This is a genomic window from Streptomyces sp. W1SF4, from assembly GCF_003950035.1.
In the GTDB taxonomy this organism is placed as follows: domain Bacteria; phylum Actinomycetota; class Actinomycetes; order Streptomycetales; family Streptomycetaceae; genus Streptomyces; species Streptomyces racemochromogenes.
Map to the genome: position 1 here is coordinate 1,828,573 of NZ_CP034350.1, position 16,617 is coordinate 1,845,189.

Annotated in this window: 14 protein-coding genes; 7 read left to right on the forward strand and 7 right to left on the reverse strand. The window is 71.9% G+C overall.

All coding sequences use genetic code 11. The features are described from left to right. The first annotated feature begins 149 nt into the window (after positions 1–149). The 3 genes from D1J60_RS08615 to tyrS are packed head-to-tail and all read left to right on the forward strand — an operon-like array spanning position 150 to position 4,388. Positions 150–1,673, forward strand: a complete 1,524-nt coding sequence (locus D1J60_RS08615) for a TldD/PmbA family protein (RefSeq protein ID WP_125595343.1) — start codon at positions 150–152, stop codon at positions 1,671–1,673. Next, positions 1,673–3,067 (forward strand): metallopeptidase TldD-related protein, encoded by a 1,395-nt coding sequence (locus D1J60_RS08620; protein WP_125595344.1) that lies wholly within the window; start codon positions 1,673–1,675, stop codon positions 3,065–3,067. Before D1J60_RS08615 ends, D1J60_RS08620 begins: the two co-directional genes overlap by 1 nt. 52 nt (positions 3,068–3,119) lie before the next feature. Beyond that, positions 3,120–4,388 carry a tyrosine--tRNA ligase gene (gene tyrS, locus D1J60_RS08625; RefSeq protein WP_125820707.1) on the forward strand — a complete coding sequence of 423 codons (1,269 nt, stop codon included), beginning with the start codon at positions 3,120–3,122 and terminating at the stop codon, positions 4,386–4,388. Between the two features lie 72 nt (positions 4,389–4,460). On the opposite strand, the gene D1J60_RS08630 is transcribed toward tyrS, so the two are convergent. Further along, complete coding sequence (locus tag D1J60_RS08630) at positions 4,461–4,739, reverse strand: GlsB/YeaQ/YmgE family stress response membrane protein (RefSeq protein WP_125595346.1); 279 nt, start codon at positions 4,737–4,739, stop codon at positions 4,461–4,463. Positions 4,740–4,917: 178 nt separating this feature from the next. Here D1J60_RS08630 and D1J60_RS08635 point away from each other — a divergent pair, with 178 nt between their 5' ends. Both D1J60_RS08635 and D1J60_RS08640 read left to right on the forward strand, forming a co-directional pair. Next, entirely contained in the window at positions 4,918–5,250 is a 333-nt protein-coding gene (locus tag D1J60_RS08635; RefSeq protein WP_185899364.1) for a DUF3099 domain-containing protein, read from the forward strand. A gap of 138 nt (positions 5,251–5,388) precedes the next feature. Continuing rightward, a complete protein-coding gene (locus D1J60_RS08640; RefSeq protein WP_125595347.1) occupies positions 5,389–5,619 on the forward strand; it encodes a hypothetical protein in 231 nt (76 codons plus the stop codon). A gap of 24 nt (positions 5,620–5,643) precedes the next feature. Here D1J60_RS08640 and moaA read toward each other — a convergent pair whose 3' ends face one another. From moaA to D1J60_RS08655, 3 genes are all read right to left on the reverse strand, one after another. Continuing rightward, positions 5,644–6,633 carry a GTP 3',8-cyclase MoaA gene (moaA, locus tag D1J60_RS08645; protein WP_221890416.1) on the reverse strand — a complete coding sequence of 330 codons (990 nt, stop codon included), beginning with the start codon at positions 6,631–6,633 and terminating at the stop codon, positions 5,644–5,646. 176 nt (positions 6,634–6,809) lie between these two features. After that, positions 6,810–8,447: a cation acetate symporter gene (locus D1J60_RS08650; protein ID WP_125595348.1), complete on the reverse strand. Its 1,638-nt coding sequence runs from the start codon at positions 8,445–8,447 to the stop codon at positions 6,810–6,812. Beyond that, complete coding sequence (locus D1J60_RS08655) at positions 8,444–8,809, reverse strand: DUF485 domain-containing protein (protein WP_125595349.1); 366 nt, start codon at positions 8,807–8,809, stop codon at positions 8,444–8,446. Before D1J60_RS08655 ends, D1J60_RS08650 begins: the two co-directional genes overlap by 4 nt. 257 nt (positions 8,810–9,066) lie before the next feature. On the opposite strand from D1J60_RS08655, the gene D1J60_RS08660 reads away from it, so the two are divergent. Beyond that, positions 9,067–10,611 (forward strand): S8 family serine peptidase, encoded by a 1,545-nt coding sequence (locus D1J60_RS08660; protein WP_125595350.1) that lies wholly within the window; start codon positions 9,067–9,069, stop codon positions 10,609–10,611. Between the two features lie 84 nt (positions 10,612–10,695). On the opposite strand, the gene D1J60_RS08665 is transcribed toward D1J60_RS08660, so the two are convergent. The 3 genes from D1J60_RS08665 to D1J60_RS08675 are packed head-to-tail and all read right to left on the reverse strand — an operon-like array spanning position 10,696 to position 13,365. Then, complete coding sequence (locus D1J60_RS08665; protein ID WP_125595351.1) at positions 10,696–11,739, reverse strand: zinc-dependent alcohol dehydrogenase family protein; 1,044 nt, start codon at positions 11,737–11,739, stop codon at positions 10,696–10,698. Between the two features lie 28 nt (positions 11,740–11,767). Beyond that, the gene (locus tag D1J60_RS08670; protein ID WP_241253542.1) at positions 11,768–12,421 is read right to left on the reverse strand and encodes a lysoplasmalogenase; all 654 of its coding nucleotides are present in this window, start codon (positions 12,419–12,421) and stop codon (positions 11,768–11,770) included. A 32-nt stretch (positions 12,422–12,453) separates the two neighbouring features. Next, a complete protein-coding gene (locus tag D1J60_RS08675) occupies positions 12,454–13,365 on the reverse strand; it encodes a sterol desaturase family protein (RefSeq protein ID WP_125820709.1) in 912 nt (303 codons plus the stop codon). Between the two features lie 121 nt (positions 13,366–13,486). On the opposite strand from D1J60_RS08675, the gene D1J60_RS08680 reads away from it, so the two are divergent. Next, a complete protein-coding gene (locus D1J60_RS08680) occupies positions 13,487–16,582 on the forward strand; it encodes an NACHT domain-containing protein (RefSeq protein ID WP_241253184.1) in 3,096 nt (1,031 codons plus the stop codon). Positions 16,583–16,617 lie beyond the last annotated feature (35 nt).

Genomic DNA, 16,617 nt, shown 5'->3' on the forward strand with positions numbered 1-16,617 from the left:
AACCTATAGGCCGCGCCGGTAATCCGGAGAATCGGGCTCCGACAGGGCCTCGCGATCCGCTCTGTCGAGTCCCTACAGAAAGATGTAGGCACAGCCGCCCCGGGCGCGACATGATCGGGGCGACCGGCCCCGACCCCGGGAGGACTTCCGTGGCCCATTCCATCGACGCGGCTTTCACCGCGCTGCCCCTGCGGGCGCTCGCCGACGCGGCACTCGCCCGGGCCCGCGCGCTGGGCGCCGACCATGCCGACTTCCGGCTGGAGCGGATCCGCAGCGCCTCCTGGCGGCTGCGCGACGCCAAGCCCTCCGGCGGCTCCGACACCACCGACCTCGGTTACGCGGTCCGGGTGGTGCACGGCGGCAGCTGGGGCTTCGCCTCCGGCGTGGACCTGACCATGGACGGCGCCGCCCGGGTGGCCTCGCAGGCCGTGGCCATGGCGAAGCTGTCCGCCCAGGTGATCAAGGCGGCCGGTTCGGACGAGCGGGTGGAGCTGGCCGAGGAGCCGGTGCACGCCGACAGGACCTGGATCTCCGCCTACGACGTCGACCCCTTCGAGGTGCCGGACGCCGAGAAGTCGGCGCTGCTCGCCGACTGGAGCGCGCGGCTGCTGGCGGCCGAGGGCGTGGCGCACGTGGACGCGTCGCTGCTCGCCGTCCACGAGAACAAGTTCTACGCCGACACCGCGGGCACCTCGACCACCCAGCAGCGGGTGCGCGTCCACCCCCAGCTCACCGCGGTCGCCGTCAACGGGACCACCGGCGAGTTCGACTCGATGCGCACCATCGCCCCGCCCACCGGGCGCGGCTGGGAGTACCTGACCGGCACCGGCTGGGACTGGGACGCCGAGCTGGAGCAGATCCCGGCGCTGCTCGCCGAGAAGATGCGGGCCCCCGGCGTGCGGGCCGGGCGCTACGACCTGGTCGTGGACCCGTCCAACCTGTGGCTCACCATCCACGAGTCCATCGGCCACGCCACCGAGCTCGACCGGGCGCTGGGCTACGAGGCCGCGTACGCGGGGACCTCCTTCGCCACCTTCGACCAGCTCGGCAAGCTCAAGTACGGCTCCTCGATCATGAACGTGACCGGTGACCGCACCGCCGAACACGGCCTGGCCACCATCGGCTACGACGACGAGGGCGTCGAGGCGCAGAGCTGGGACCTGGTCAAGGACGGCACCCTGGCCGGCTACCAGACCGACCGGCGGATCGCCCGGCTGACCGGGCTCGGCCGCTCCAACGGCTGCGCGTACGCCGACTCCCCCGGGCACGTGCCCGTGCAGCGGATGGCGAACGTCTCGCTCCAGCCGGATCCGGGCGGGCTCTCCACGCAGGACCTGATCGGCGGGGTGGAGCGCGGGATCTACGTGGTCGGCGACCGGTCCTGGTCGATCGACATGCAGCGCTACAACTTCCAGTTCACCGGGCAGCGCTTCTTCCGGATCGAGAACGGCAGGCTGGCCGGACAGCTGCGCGACGTCGCGTACCAGGCCACGACCACCGAGTTCTGGGGCTCCATGGAGAAGGTCGGCGGGCCGCAGACCTACGTCCTGGGCGGGGCCTTCAACTGCGGCAAGGCCCAGCCGGGACAGGTCGCGGCGGTCTCGCACGGCTGCCCGTCGGCCCTGTTCCGCGACGTGAACATCTTGAACACCACCCAGGAGGCCGGACGCTGATGTCGCCGAACCGCACGAAGCCCCACGAGATCGTCGAGCGGGCCCTGGAGCTGTCCACCGCCGACGGCTGCGTCGTCATCGCGGACGAGGAGTCCAGCGCCAACCTGCGCTGGGCCGGGAACGCGCTCACCACCAACGGCGTGACCCGCGGCCGGACGCTGACGGTCATCGCCACGGTCGACGGCGCTCAGGGCACGGCCTCGGGGGTCGTCTCGCGCTCCGCCGTCACCGCCGCCGACCTGGAGCCCCTGGTCCGGGCCGCCGAGGCGGCCGCGCGGGCGGGCGGCCCCGCCGAGGACGCCCAGCCGCTGGTGACCGGCACCCCGGCCTCCCCGGACTTCACCGACGCGCCGGACGAGACCTCCTCGGCGGTGTTCGCGGACTTCGCCCCCGCCCTCGGCGAGGCCTTCGCCCGGGCCCGGGCGGGCGGCCGCGAGCTGTACGGCTTCGCGAACCACGAGCTGACCTCGACGTACGTCGGCACCTCGACGGGGCTGCGGCTGCGCCACGACCAGCCCAACGGCACCCTGGAACTCAACGCCAAGTCGCCCGACCGGCTGCGTTCGGCCTGGGCCGGCCGGGCCACCCGGGACTTCAAGGACGTGGACCCCACGGCCCTGGACGCGGAGCTGGCCGTGCGCCTGGGCTGGGCCGAGCGGAAGGTCGAGCTGCCGGCGGGCCGGTACGAGACCCTGCTGCCGCCGACCGCGGTGGCCGACCTGCTGATCTACCAGATGTGGTCGGCGACGGCCCGGGACGCGACGGAAGGCCGGACGGTCTTCTCCAAGCCCGGCGGCGGCACCCGCATCGGGGAACGGCTGTCGCGGCTGCCGCTGACCCTGCGCAGCGACCCGAACGCGCCGGGCCTGGAGTCCTCGCCGTTCGTGATCGCGCACAGCTCGGGCGACGACGCGTCGGTCTTCGACAACGGCCTGCCGGTCCCGGCGACGGAGTGGATCAAGGAGGGCGAGCTGGCCCGGCTGACCACGACCCGGCACACCGCGGCGCTGACCGGGCTGCCGCTCGCGCCGGCGTTCGGGAACCTGATCCTGGACGGGGGCGGCGAGAAGTCCCTGGACGAGATGGTGGCGGGCACCGAGCGGGGTCTGCTGCTGACCTGCCTGTGGTACATCCGCGAGGTGGACCCGGCCACGCTGCTGCTCACCGGCCTGACCCGGGACGGGGTCTACCTGGTGGAGAACGGGCAGGTCACGGGCGAGGTGAACAACTTCCGGTTCAACGAGTCGCCGGTGGACCTGCTGTCGCGGGCCTCGGAGGCGGGGCGTACCGAGAAGACCCTTCCGCGCGAGTGGGGCGACTGGTTCACGCGGGCCGCGATGCCGCCCGTCCGCATCCCGGACTTCAACATGAGTTCGGTCAGCAAGGGCGTCTGATCCACCTAGACTGAGCTCGGCATTTCCACAATTCGTAAGGAGTCGAGAGACCGTGACGGACATCGTCGACGAACTGAAGTGGCGCGGGCTGTTCGCCCAGTCCACGGACGAAGAAGCGCTGCGCAAGGCCTTCGCGGACGGTCCCGTCACGTTCTATTGCGGCTTCGACCCGACCGCGGCCTCGCTGCACGTGGGACACCTCGTGCAGGTGCTCACCGTGCGCCGGCTCCAGCAGGCCGGCCACCGGCCGCTGGCGCTGGTCGGCGGGGCAACCGGCCAGATCGGTGACCCGCGTCCGACGGCGGAGCGCACCCTGAACGACCCGGAGACGGTCGCGAACTGGGTGAACCGGCTGCGCACGCAGATCGAGCCGTTCCTGTCCTTCGAGGGCGAGAACGCGGCGGTCATGGTGAACAACCTGGACTGGACGGCGGGGCTGTCCGCCATCGAGTTCCTGCGGGACATCGGCAAGCACTTCCGCGTCAACAAGATGCTGACGAAGGACTCGGTCGCCAAGCGGCTGGACTCCGAGCAGGGCATCAGCTACACGGAGTTCAGCTACCAGCTGCTCCAGGGCATGGACTTCCTGGAGCTGTACCGCCGCTACGGCTGCACCCTCCAGCAGGGCGGCTCCGACCAGTGGGGCAACCTGACGGCGGGCCTCGACCTGATCCACCGGGTCGAGCCGGGGGCGCACGTGCACGCGATGGCGACCCCGCTGATGGTCAAGGCGGACGGCACCAAGTTCGGCAAGTCCGAGAGCGGCGCCGTGTGGCTGGACCCGGAGATGACCACCCCGTACGCGTTCTACCAGTTCTGGCTGAACGTGGACGACCGGGACATCTCCACCTACATGCGGATCCTGTCCTTCAGGTCCCGTGAGGAGCTGGAGGAGCTGGAGGCGCAGACCGCGGAGCGTCCGCAGATGCGGGCCGCCCAGCGCGCGCTGGCGGAGGAGCTGACCACGCTGGTGCACGGTGCGGACCAGTGCGCCGCCGTGATCGCCGCGTCGAAGGCGCTGTTCGGCCAGGGCGAGCTGGCGGAGCTGGACGAGGCCACGCTGGCCGCGGCCCTCTCCGAGCTGCCGCACGCCCGCGTCACCGAGCTCGCGCAGGTCGTGGACCTGTTCGCGGAGACCGGCCTGGTCGCCAGCAAGTCCGCGGGCCGCCGGACCGTGAAGGAGGGCGGTGCCTACGTGAACAACGTGAAGGTCACCGCCGAGGACGCGGTCCCCGCGCCGGAGGACCTGCTGCACGGGCGCTGGCTGGTGCTGCGCCGCGGCAAGAAGAACCTGGCCGCGGTGGAGGTCACCGGCGCCTGACGCGCAGGGAGCACGGCGAAGGGGCCGGCGCGGACTTCACCGTCCGCGTCGGCCCCTTTCGCCGTGCCCGGGTCAGACCGTGTGGCGTCTGCCGCCCCGCAGGGCCATGTAGACCATGTCGCCGAGGCCGACGATGACCACGGCCCCGATGAGCTGGAAGAGGTGCCGGAGCCAGTCGATGCCCTTGGTGTCCTCGACGCCGACCCAGTGCGCGACCGCGTTGCCGAGGATGGCGCCGACGATGCCGAAGAGGGTGGTCAGCCACAGCGGCTGGTGTTGCTTGCCCGGCAGGATGGCCCGGGCTATGAGGCCCAGCACGAAACCGACGATGATCGCCCACAACCATTGCATGTCGAGCCTCCTCGTGGCGCGTTGTGCGCATGTGGGCCCAGTCTCGGCCCATCAGGCGTACAGCGCATTTCGGACACTCCCGTTCGGGGGACACCCCCTCTCCTGGTCCCGGCGGGCGCGGCGTACCGTGGAGTGGTCCGGACCGGGAGTGTCCGGCGGGCTGATCGGGCGGTGGAGTATGCAGCGGACGAAGCGGAACGGAGCCGAGGTCTTCCGGATCACGGGGGCCCGGATGGGCCTCGCCGAGGACGTACGGGGGCGCCAGCGCCGGTACGTCATCTCGATGGGGATCCGGACCCTGTCGGTGGTCGCCACGGTGGTCCTGTGGAACGTGGAGCGCCATGTGGCCGTGGTGACGCTGGCCGCCGGCCTGCTGCTGCCGTACATCGCCGTCGTCATCGCCAACGCGGGGCGCGAGTCGACGCCCAATCTGCCGTCGAACTTCATCCCCGCCCCTGTGCGCCCGGCACTGGACGCGGGAAACCTCAATAAAAGCTCAGATCAATCATGAAGTTCCGGTGCACCCCACGGGGTCGTGCGTGACATACTGCCTACGCGCTCCGCATCCCCCGTCGGAGCGACGGACCGACGCCGGGCAGCTCCCCCCGTGGCTGCCCGGCGTCGCCCTTCCGTTTGTAGGGTTGGGGCCGTGACTTCTCCCGAAACCCCCACCTGCTCCGCCAAGGGCTGCCGCGACGCGGCCGTCTGGGTCCTGGCGTGGAACAACCCGAAACTGCACACGCCGGAGCGGCGCAAGACCTGGCTGGCGTGCGCGGAACACCGCGAACACCTCTCCCAGTTCCTGGGGGTCCGCGGTTTCCTCAAGGACGTCGTGAGGCTGGAGGAGTGGGTCCAGCCCGAAGGCTCCGAGCGCCCGTGACCGCGGCCCGGGGCACCCGGGGTGTCAGCCGCCGATCGCCGACATGGGGCGGTCGGGCTGCAGGAAGGACGGGTCGTCGAGTCCGGACCCGGCCTTCTTGCCCCACATCGCCACCTTCCACAGGCGGGCGATCTCCTCGTCCGGGGCGCCCGAGCGCAGCGCGGAGCGCAGGTCCGACTCCTCGGTGGCGAACAGGCACGTACGCACCTGGCCGTCGGCCGTGAGCCGGGTGCGGTCGCAGGCTCCGCAGAAGGGGCGGGTGACGGAGGCGATGACGCCGACGGTGGCCGGGCCGCCGTCGACCAGCCAGCGCTCGGCCGGGGCCGAGCCGCGCTCCTCGGCGCCTTCCTCGGTGAGGGTGAAGCGGGTGCGCAGGGAGGCCAGGATGTCCCCGGCGGTGATCATGCCCTCGCGCTTCCAGCCGTGCTGGGCGTCCAGGGGCATCTGCTCGATGAAGCGGAGTTCGTACTCGTTCTCCACGGCCCAGGCGAGCAGGTCGGGCGCCTCGTCGTCGTTCAGGCCCGGCATCAGGACGGCGTTGACCTTGACGGGGGTGAGGCCGGCCTCGCGGGCGGCGGCCATACCGTCGATCACGTCGTGGTGGCGGTCGCGGCGGGTGAGGGTCTTGAAGACCTCGGGCCGCAGGGTGTCGAGGGAAACGTTCACCCTGTCCAGGCCGGCGGCCTTGAGGGCCTGGGCGGTGCGCTTGAGGCCGATGCCGTTGGTGGTCAGCGACATCCTGGGGCGGGGCTCCAGGGCCGCGCACTGCTCCACGATGCCGACCAGGCCGGGCCGCAGCAGCGGCTCCCCGCCGGTGAAGCGGACCTCGGTGACACCGAGGCTGGTCACGGCGATGCGGATCAGCCGGACGATCTCGTCGTCACTCAGCAGATCGGACTTTCCCAGCCACTGCAGGCCCTCCTCGGGCATGCAGTAGGTACACCGCAGGTTGCACCGGTCGGTGAGTGAGACGCGCAGGTCAGTGGCCACGCGGCCGTACGTGTCGAGAAGCACTGTGGGCCCCCTCCCCTGTCCGGATCTAGAGGTTTCGTCAGTTCGAGCGTACGCGACCGGTGTGTCGCACAGGGATGCCCGAATGAACGATACGTAACGCGGCCGCGTCGTAGGGAAGTACGACGCGGCCACGCACGGTGTTCGTACGGTTTCGGGCAGCCCCTGCCGAGGCGCCCTCAGTGGGCTCCGGTGCCGGTGAGGGAGCGCACCTCCAGCTCGGCGAACTTCTGCGGGTCGGCCTCTTCCTTCGACAGGACCGTCCCCAGCCACCCCAGGAGGAAGCCGAGGGGGATGGAGATGATCCCCGGGTTCTCCAGCGGGAACCAGTAGAAGTCGGCGTCCTTGAACATCGAGGTGGGCTTGCCGGAGACGACGGGCGAGAAGAGGACGAGCCCGACCGCCGCGATCAGCCCGCCGTAGATCGACCACAGCGCGCCCTGCGTGGTGAAGCGCTTCCAGAAGAGGCTGTAGAGGATCGTCGGGAGGTTCGCGGAGGCGGCGACCGCGAAGGCGAGGGCGACCAGGCCGGCCACGTTCATGTCGCGGGCGAGGGCCCCGAGGAAGATGGCGACGGCGCCGATGACCACGGTGGACCAGCGGGCGGCGCGCACCTCCTCCTTCTCGGTGGCCTCTCCCTTGCGGATGACGTTCACGTAGATGTCGTGCGCGAAGGAAGAGGAGGAGGCCAGGGTCAGGCCCGCGACCACGGCGAGGATGGTGGCGAAGGCCACCGCCGAGATCACCGCGAGCAGGACGGCGCCGCCGGTGGAGTCCGGTCCGCCGCCGATCTCCTGGGCGAGGAGCGGTGCGGCGGTGTTGCCGGCCTTGTTGGAGGCCAGGATGTCGGCGCGCTTGAGCAGGGCCGCGGCGCCGAAGCCGAGGGCGATGGTCATCAGGTAGAAGGCGCCGATGATGCCGATGGCCCAGTTCACGGACTTGCGGGCGGCCTTGGCCGTGGGGACGGTGTAGAAGCGGATCAGGATGTGCGGCAGGCCGGCGGTGCCGAGGACCAGGGCGAGGCCGAGGGAGATGAAGTCGAGCTTGGTGAGCCCGTCCTTGCCGTACTTGAGCCCGGGTTCGAGGAACTTGGTGCCCTGGCCGCTGTTCTCCGCGGCCTGGCCCAGCAGGGCGGAGATGTTGAAGTCGAACTTCAGCAGCACCAGGAAGGTGATCAGCAGGGCGCCGGCGATGAGCAGGACGGCCTTGACCATCTGGACCCAGGTGGTGCCCTTCATCCCGCCGATCGTGACGTAGACGATCATCAGCAGGCCGACCAGGGCGACGACGGCGACCTTCCCGCCGTCGCTGGTGATGCCGAGGAGCAGCGAGACGAGCACGCCGGCGCCGGCCATCTGGGCGAGCAGGTAGAAGATCGAGACCACGATGGTGGAGGTGCCGGCGGCGGTGCGGACGGGCCGCTGGCGCATCCGGTAGGCGAGGACGTCGCCCATCGTGTAGCGGCCGGAGTTGCGCAGCGGCTCGGCGACCAGCAGCAGGGCCACCAGCCAGGCGACGAGGAAGCCGATGGAGTAGAGGAAGCCGTCGTAGCCGAAGAGGGCGATGGCTCCGGCGATGCCGAGGAAGGACGCGGCGGACATGTAGTCGCCGGAGATGGCGAGGCCGTTCTGGAAGCCGGTGAACTGGCGGCCGCCTGCGTAGAAGTCGGCGGCGTCCTTGGTCTGGCGGCCGGCCCAGACGGTGATGACGAGGGTGGCGACGACGAAGAGCCCGAAGAGGGTGATGATCAGCGGGCGGTGCTCGCTCGCCCCGGCGGCGGACGTCAGGCCGGGGAGGGTGTGGGCGCTCGGGGTCATGCTCCGGCCTCCATGCGCTTCTTGATGGCCGCGGCCTTGGGGTCGAGCTCGGCGGCGGCGTGCCGCGAGTAGAGCCAGGCGATCAGGAAGGTCGTCAGGAACTGGGCGACGCCGAGGACCAGGGCGACGTTGATGTTGCCGAAGAGCTTGGTCCCCATGAAGCCGCCCGCGTAGCTGGACAGCAGGACGTAGAGCAGGTACCAGGCGATGAAGGCCACGGTGAGCGGGAAGGCGAAGGACCGGTAGGAACCGCGCAGTTCGGCGAATTCGGGGCTCTGCTGGACGCGCGTGAACTCTTCGGCCGACGGGAGTGCCGGGGCCGGTCCCGCGCCGCCCGGCGGCGGCGCTGCTTCGGTGGTCACGGGGGGTTCTCCTTGTGACGCGGGTGCGGTGGGGACGACGGACAAAACAACCTCCGTGTGGGGGGACGGTGGTGCTGATCCCCCCTGTCAACGGCACGGCCGGCGTGTCGGGACGGTTCAACACCCGCTGATTCTTTGAGAACTTCTTTCTCGAACTGATGGCGCAAACGGGAACGTCAGCGCTAGGTTCGCGTGTCATGAACCCGTCCGACGCGACCGCGTGCGGACGGCTTTTTCACGGATGATGTGGAGAACCCATGGCTCATCTGGGACACGGCCGCCGGCGAGCCCTCGCCGTACCGGTCGGCCTGGCGCTCACTGCCTCGCTCGCCTTCCTGCCCTCGGTGGCGGCCTCGGCCGCCCCGCTGGGCAACACGGCGGACTCGGTGACGGCCGCGAAGCCCGCCGCCACCGGCCCGAAGCTGTCCTACGTGGCGAACCTGAACGTGTACGCCACGGCGACGGCGGCGAAGAAGGCCATCGAGCGGGCCGGTGGGACGGTCGTGGTCGCACACGAGCAGATCGGGGTCATCGTCGCGCACTCCGAGAACCCGGACTTCGCCAAGCAGCTGCGGGCGCAGCGCGGCCTGTTCGCGTCGGTCGGCGCCACCCGCACGACCGCCCTGAAGGCGGTGCAGACCACCGAGGAGGGCACGACCCAGACGCTGAGCGCGGCCGACGCCGCGAAGGCGGCGGCGCAGGCCGAGCCGGGCCAGGAGCCCCTGGAGTCCAACCAGTGGGACCTGCGGGCTATCAAGGCCGACGCGGCGCACAAGATCAACGATGGCAGCCCCGACGTCACCGTGGGCGTCATCGACACGGGTGTCGACGACACTCACCCCGACTTGGCCCCCAACTTCTCCAAGGAGCAGTCGGCCAACTGTGTCGGCGGTGTCGCCGACACCACCGACGGGGCGTGGCGCCCGTACCCCAACGGCAGCGACCACGGCACCCACGTCGCCGGCACCATAGCCGCCGCCCGCAACGGGATCGGAGTCAGCGGTGTCGCGCCGGGCTCGAAGGTCGCCGGCATCAAGGTGAGCGAGCCCGGGACCAGCCTCTTCTACACCGAGGCGGTCGTCTGCGGCTTCATGTTCGCCGCCGAGAAGGGGATCGAGGTGACCAACAACAGCTACTACGTCGACCCGTGGAACTACACCTGCAAGAACGACGACGACCAGAAGGCGCTGGTGGAGGCCCTCACCCGGGCCACCAAGTACGCCGAGCGCAAGGGCGTCCTCAGCGTGGCCTCGGCCGGCAACTCCAACCACGACCTGGCGGCGGACTCGATCGAGGACACCACCAGCCCGAACGACAGCACCCCGGTGCCGCGCACCATCGACCCGAAGGTCTGCCTGGACCTGCCCACCCAGCTGCCGGGCGTGGTCACGGTGAGCGCGACGGGCGACAAGGGCCTCAAGTCGTACTACTCCAGCTACGGCCTGGGCGTCGTCGACGTCGCGGCCCCCGGCGGCGACAAGTGGCAGGTCCCGGCCACCCCGGACGCCAACGGCCGCGTGCTGTCGACCGTCCCGGGCGGCGGCTACGGCTACAAGCAGGGCACCTCGATGGCCGGCCCGCACGTCGCGGGCGTCGCGGCGCTCCTCAAGAGCGCCCACCCGAACGCCACGCCCTCGCAGCTCCAGGCCATGCTGAAGGCCCAGGCCACGAAGGTCGCCTGCCCGGAGAAGATCTACGACGCCACCGGCAACCTCGTCAACGCCACCACCTGCACCGCCAAGTGGGGCCAGACGGCGTACTACGGCTCGGGCGTGGTGGACGCGCTCAAGGCCGTCCAGTAGCAGCCACGGCCGTACCGCACGCGTGAACGCCCGAGGGCCGGGCGGGGTGCTCCCCCGCCCGGCCCTCGCGCGTGCGCCGCCCGGTCAGGGCTTGATCAGGACCTTCAGCGCGCTGCGGTCGTCCATCGCGCGGTAGCCGTCCGGGACCTCGTCCAGGCGGACGGCCCGGTCGAAGACGGGGGCCGGGTCGATCGCGCCGCTCAGCACGTCCTCCAGCAGCTCCGGAATGTAGGCCCGGACCGGGGCCACGCCGCCGCGCAGGGTGATGTTCCGGTCGAACATCACGCCGAGGTCGAGGCCGGTGCCGCTGCCGTGCGGTACGCCGACGTAGCCGATGGCCCCGCCGTCGCGGGTGATGTTCACGGCGGTCCGCATGGACTGCTCGGTGCCGACGGCCTCGATGACGGCGTGCGCGCCCTGGCCCCGGGTCAGCTCGCGGACGGCGGCCTCGGCGGCCTCCCCGCGCTCGGCGACGACGTCGGTGGCCCCGAAGAGCTTGGCGATGTCCGTGCGGGCGCTGTGCCGGCCGAGCGCGATGATCCGCTCGGCGCCGAGCCGCTTGGCCGCGAGGACCCCGCACAGCCCGACCGCGCCGTCGCCGACGACGGCGACGGTGGAGCCCGCCCGGACGCCCGCGCCCAGGGCGGCGTGGTGGCCGGTGCCCATGACGTCGGACAGCGCGAGCAGCCCGGTCAGCAGGTGGTCGTCGGAGGCGGCCGCGGCGGGCAGCTTCACCAGGGTGCCGTCGGCGTGCGGGACCCGGACGGCCTCGCCCTGGCCGCCGTCGGAGCCGACCGAGCCCCAGAAGCCGCCGTGCACGCAGGAGGTGTACAGGCCCTCGGAGCAGTAGTCGCAGGTGCCGTCGGACCACATGAAGGGGGCGACGACCAGGTCCCCCGCCTTGAGGCCCGAGACGGCGGAGCCGGTCTCCTCGACGACGCCGAGGAACTCGTGCCCGATCCGCTGGCCCGGCTGGCGGGCGGCCTCGCCGCGGTAGGCCCACAGGTCGCTGCCGCAGATGCAGGCGCGCAGGACGCGGACGACGGCGTCCTCGGGGCGCTGGATCGCAGCGTCGGGCACCTCCTCCACGCGGATGTCGTGCGGGGCGTGGATGACGGTGGCGCGCATGGTGGTGCAGCCCTCCGGATCAAGTGGTTCAGTCTTGTATGACTTCCCTACCGTACGCCTGCCCGCGGGTGATCGCGCCCGTGGCCAGCAGGTACTGGGCCGCCAGGTAGGTGGCCATGATCCAGAAGTCGGGGCGCGGCAGCTGCGGCCACTCGGCGACCCCGGTCGCGATGAGGGTGTCGGAGAGCAGGAACAGCGCCCCTCCGGCGCCCGCCGCGCGCCCCAGCGCGCTGGAGCGGTAGGCCATGGCGGTGAGCAGCAGGCTGTACCCGGCGACCGGGACGCGCAGGCCGGCCGGCAGGTCGGGCCACAGCAGCGCGACGGTCCCGACGAGTGCGAGGGCGTACGCGCCCCCGAGCGCGGGGCTCGTCCGTGCCCGCCCGAAGAGCGCGAGGTAGCAGACGTGCCCGGCGGCGAAGGAGCCCATGCCGACGAGGAAGGCGGGCTCGGCGTCGAAGAGCAGCGCGAGGTCCCCGCCCCAGCCGAAGAGCAGGGCGGCGACCAGCAGCCGGGGCGCGCCGCGGGTGATCACGTACGCCACCAGCAGCGGCATCAGCAGCGGCTTGGCGAGGACGTGCCCGAGGTGCCAGCCGGCCAGCAGCGAGGCGAGGTCGGCGGCGGTGGCCGCCGCGAAGCCGGCGAGCAGCACGCGCCCGGCCCGCCCGGCGGCCGCGGGCCGCACGGCCCAGGAGGGCGTACGGGTGCCCGCGGCGCTCACGCGGCGCGCTCCGGCGCCGTCGCGGCGGCGGGGGTGGCGGATGCGGCGGCCGCGGCCTGCGCCGCTTCGGCCCGCTGGGCGGCGGGCTGCCAGCCCGGGCCCCGGAAGACCCGCCCCGCGCGCTCGCGCCAGCTGTCGGCGGCGCGTACGTCGCGGGCGATGGCGGCGTACTCGTGGGTGGCGACGCGCAGCGGGTTGTGGGTGCCGATGTTCTTGGTCAGGCCGTAGACGGGCCGCTCCGTCTCCCCGACCCAGGAGCCGAACATCCGGTCCCAGACGATCAGGATCCCGCCGAAGTTGCGGTCCAGGTAGCCGCCCTGGGAGGCGTGGTGGACGCGGTGGTGGGAGGGGGTGTTGAAGACGTACTCGTAGGGCCGCGGGAGTTTGCCGATCCGCTCGGTGTGCACCCAGAACTGGTAGAGCAGGTTGATGCCGTAGCAGAAGGGGATCGCGGCCGGGTGCACGCCGAGGGCGACCATCGGCAGGTAGAACCACCAGGTGGTCGCGCTGGTCCAGGGCTGGCGCAGGGCGGTGGTGAGGTTGAACCTGCGGCTGCTGTGGTGGACGACGTGGCAGGCCCACAGGATCCGGATGACGTGGTGGAGCCGGTGCTGCCAGTAGTAGAGGAAGTCCTGGACGAGCAGCATGAGCAGGGCGGTCCACCACAGGAACGGCACCCGCAGCGGGGTGAGTTCGTAGACGGCGGTGAAGACAGCGACGACCGGGATCTTCCAGAGCAGGTCGAAGCCGATGCTGCCGATCCCCATGGTGACGCTCGTCACCGCGTCCTTGGTGTCGTAGCCGGCCGCGTCCTCGTCGGGATGGAGCCGGTAGCTGACCACCTCGATGACGGTGAGCAGCACGAAGGCGGGTATGGACCACAGCACGACATCGGGCAGGTTCGGCATGCCCGCACCATAGAGGCGCTTTCGGGGGTGCCGCTAGAGGTTGTTACCGATCGGTATCCGACGAAGTTACCGGCGGTACCCGCGATACTGGCGACCGGATCGGGGAGGTCCTGTGACGGGTGTGGAAAGCGTTCTCCTACGGGTGGCGGGCACCGCCGCGAGCGCCGTGGTCAAGTCCTTCCTGGCGCGGGCCCCCGGCGCGGGCCTGGCCCCCGCCCCGGTCCCCCTCGGCCGTCGCTGGTTCAAGCCCCCGGCGGAACTGCGCGACCCGGAGATCAGCCGGCTCACCGAGACGCTGGCCGGACGGCTCGATGCGGCCTCGGCCGCCCTGCCGGAGAACGAGCGGCTGGCCGCGGTGGACGCCGTCGGGGACGCCTTCGCCGCCCTCGGCACCCTGGACATGGACGACCTGCTCGCCCTGGACCTCTCACCCGAGGCCCTCGCGGAGCGCGTCCTGGCCCACACCCCGCCGGCCGGCCTCAGCGAGGCCGCACAGGCCCTGTACCGGGAACTGGTCGCCCAGAGCTGCCGGCACGCGGTGGAGCACATGACGGGCCTGCCGGCCTTCGCCCCACGGGCCGCCGTCGAGAACATCCGGCGCACCGGCGAACTGGCCAGGGCCGTCGAGGAGCTGAAGGAGCGGGCCGACGGCGCCGCCCACACCTTCGAGCAGCAGTACGCCGACTACGTCGCCGACACCCACGGCCGGCTCCAGCTCTTCGGCATCACGCTCAGCCGCTCCCCGCAGGAATGGCCGCTGGACGTGGCCTACTTAGGCCTCGCGGTGAGCGGGGAGCAGCTGCTCCCCGGGAACCCCGCCTCCCACCGCACGGTCCGCAGGGCGGACGACGCCCTGGCCTGCGCCGAACGCACGCTGCTGCGCGGCCCCGCGGGTTCGGGCAAGAGCACCCTCGTGCAGTGGCTGGCCGTCAACGCGGCCCGGCGCTCCTTCACCGGCGCCCTCGCCCCGTGGAACGCCTGTGTGCCGTTCGTCCTGCGGCTGCGTTCCTTCACCGCCGCCGAACGCCTGCCCGTCCCCGCCGAGTTCCTGCTCGAATCCGGGGTTCCGCTGACCCCTCCCCCGGGCTGGACCGAGGACGTCATGCGCGAGGGACGCGCCCTGGTCCTGGTCGACGGGGTGGACGAGGTACCGCTGCGCCTGCGGGGGCGCACGCAGATGTGGCTGCGCGGCCTGATCTCCGCCTTTCCCCACGCCCGGTACGTGGTGACCACCCGCCCGTCGGCGGTCCCCGAGGACTGGCTCGCCGGCCAGTCCTTCACGGCCCACTCCCTGCTGCCCATGGAACGGGAGGACATCGGCTCCTTCATCGGGCACTGGCACGCCGCCGCGCGCGCCGAGTGCTCCGACGACGCCCAGCGCGCGACCGTCGGCCAGTACGAGGCCTCGCTGCGGCTGGCCGTCAGCACCCGCCGTGACCTGGGCAAGCTCGCCGCCAACCCGCTGATGTGCGCCCTGCTCTGCGCGCTCAACCGGGACCGCCGCATGCAGCTGCCCCGGGCCCGCAAGGAGCTGTACGACGCCGCGCTGGAGATGCTGCTCGTACGGCGGGACGCCGAGCGGGAGATCACCGACGTGGAGGGGGTCCGGCTCACCCGTGACGAGCAGACCGTGCTGCTCCAGCGGCTGGCGTACTGGCTCATCCGCAACGGGCAGGCCGAGGCCGACTGCGGCGAGGTCGTGGAGCTGGTGGAGGAGTGGCTGGACTCCATGGCGCAGGTCCGGTCGCAGGGCACCGCGGTCGAGGTCTTCAACCACCTGCTGATCCGCAGCGGGCTGCTGCGCGAACCCGTCCCGGGCACCGTGCACTTCGTCCACCGGACCTTCCAGGACTACCTCGGCGCGAAGGCCGCGGTCGAGGCCCGCGACCTGGGCGTGCTGGTGAGCAACGCCCACGACGACACCTGGGACGACGTGGTGCGCATGGCCGTGGGGCACGCGCGTCCCGACGAGCGCGCCACGCTGCTGCGCCGGATCCTGGCCCGGGCGGACAGGACGAAGAAGTACCGGGGCCGGCTGGTCCTGCTGGCCGCCGCCTGCCTGGAACACGCGCCGGAACTCGACCCGGCGGTACGCCACGAAGTCGAGCGCCGCACGGCCGAACTCCTGCCGCCGCGCACCCCCGCACAGGCGGAGGAGCTGGCGAAGGCGGGGCCGCTGGTGCTGGAGCTGCTGACGGAGCCGCTGTTCCTGGAGGAGGACGCGGCGGCGGCCACGGTGCGGACGGCCACGCTGATCGGCGGGGACCAGGCGGTGGAACTGCTGGCGCGGTTCCGCCCCGACGACCGGTACAAGGTGCGGTGCGAACTGGCCGACGGCTGGGACCGCTTCGAGCAGGTGGAGGAGTACGCGGACGCCGTGCTCGCGCGCACCCGGCTCGACGACGTCCAGCTGTGGGCGCGCACCCCGGCGCAGCTGGCGGTGCTCCCCCGGCTGACCGGGCTCCGGCGGATCGCCCTGTCCGGGGGCGGGGGCCTGCCGCCGCAGGTGCGGGGCCTCGCACGGCTGGAGAACCTCGTGCTCCTGCAGAGTTCGCTGACGGACCTGTCCGCCCTCTCGGTGTTCGGGGAACTGCGGTACCTGGGCCTGTACGACTGCCGGCGGATCGCGTTCCTCGACCCGCTGACCGAGCTGCGGTCCCTGGAGAGCCTCACCCTCGTCAACGCCTCGGAGCGGCTGGGCCTCGCCCCGCTGGCCCGCATGGAGGCGCTGGCGTACCTGTTCCTCAACTACGCGGTGCCCGGCGTCGACCGGGTCTCCGACCTGCCCGCGCCCGAAGGGCTCAGGCACCTGCACCTGCACCCGCGGGCCGCGCACCTGGCCCTCGACGGGATCGAGCGCTGGCCGGGACTGAGCTGGCTGACCTTCTCCGGGCCCGCGCGGACGGCCGACTTCCTGGCCCTGCCCGATCCGTCCGCCCTCAAGGGGCTGCAGGTCATCGGCGCGGAGGTCGGCCCCGAGGTACCGCTGCGCTGTCCCGGGCTCGAGATGCTGGCCCTGAGCGACTGCACCGTCCCGCAGGGGCTGTCCGCCCTGCTGGACCTCCCGGAGCTGACCCGGCTGACCCTTCTGAACGGGGGCGAGTACGACCTGGCGCCCCTGGCCCGGGCGCCCGGAATCGGCGTCCACGTGGGAGCCGGCGTCCGCGTGCTCGGGGCCGAAGCGCTCTCCCCCGGGCAGATCACCCACCTGCCCTGACCCGCCGGGGCCGCCCCCACGGACCGGGGCCGCCC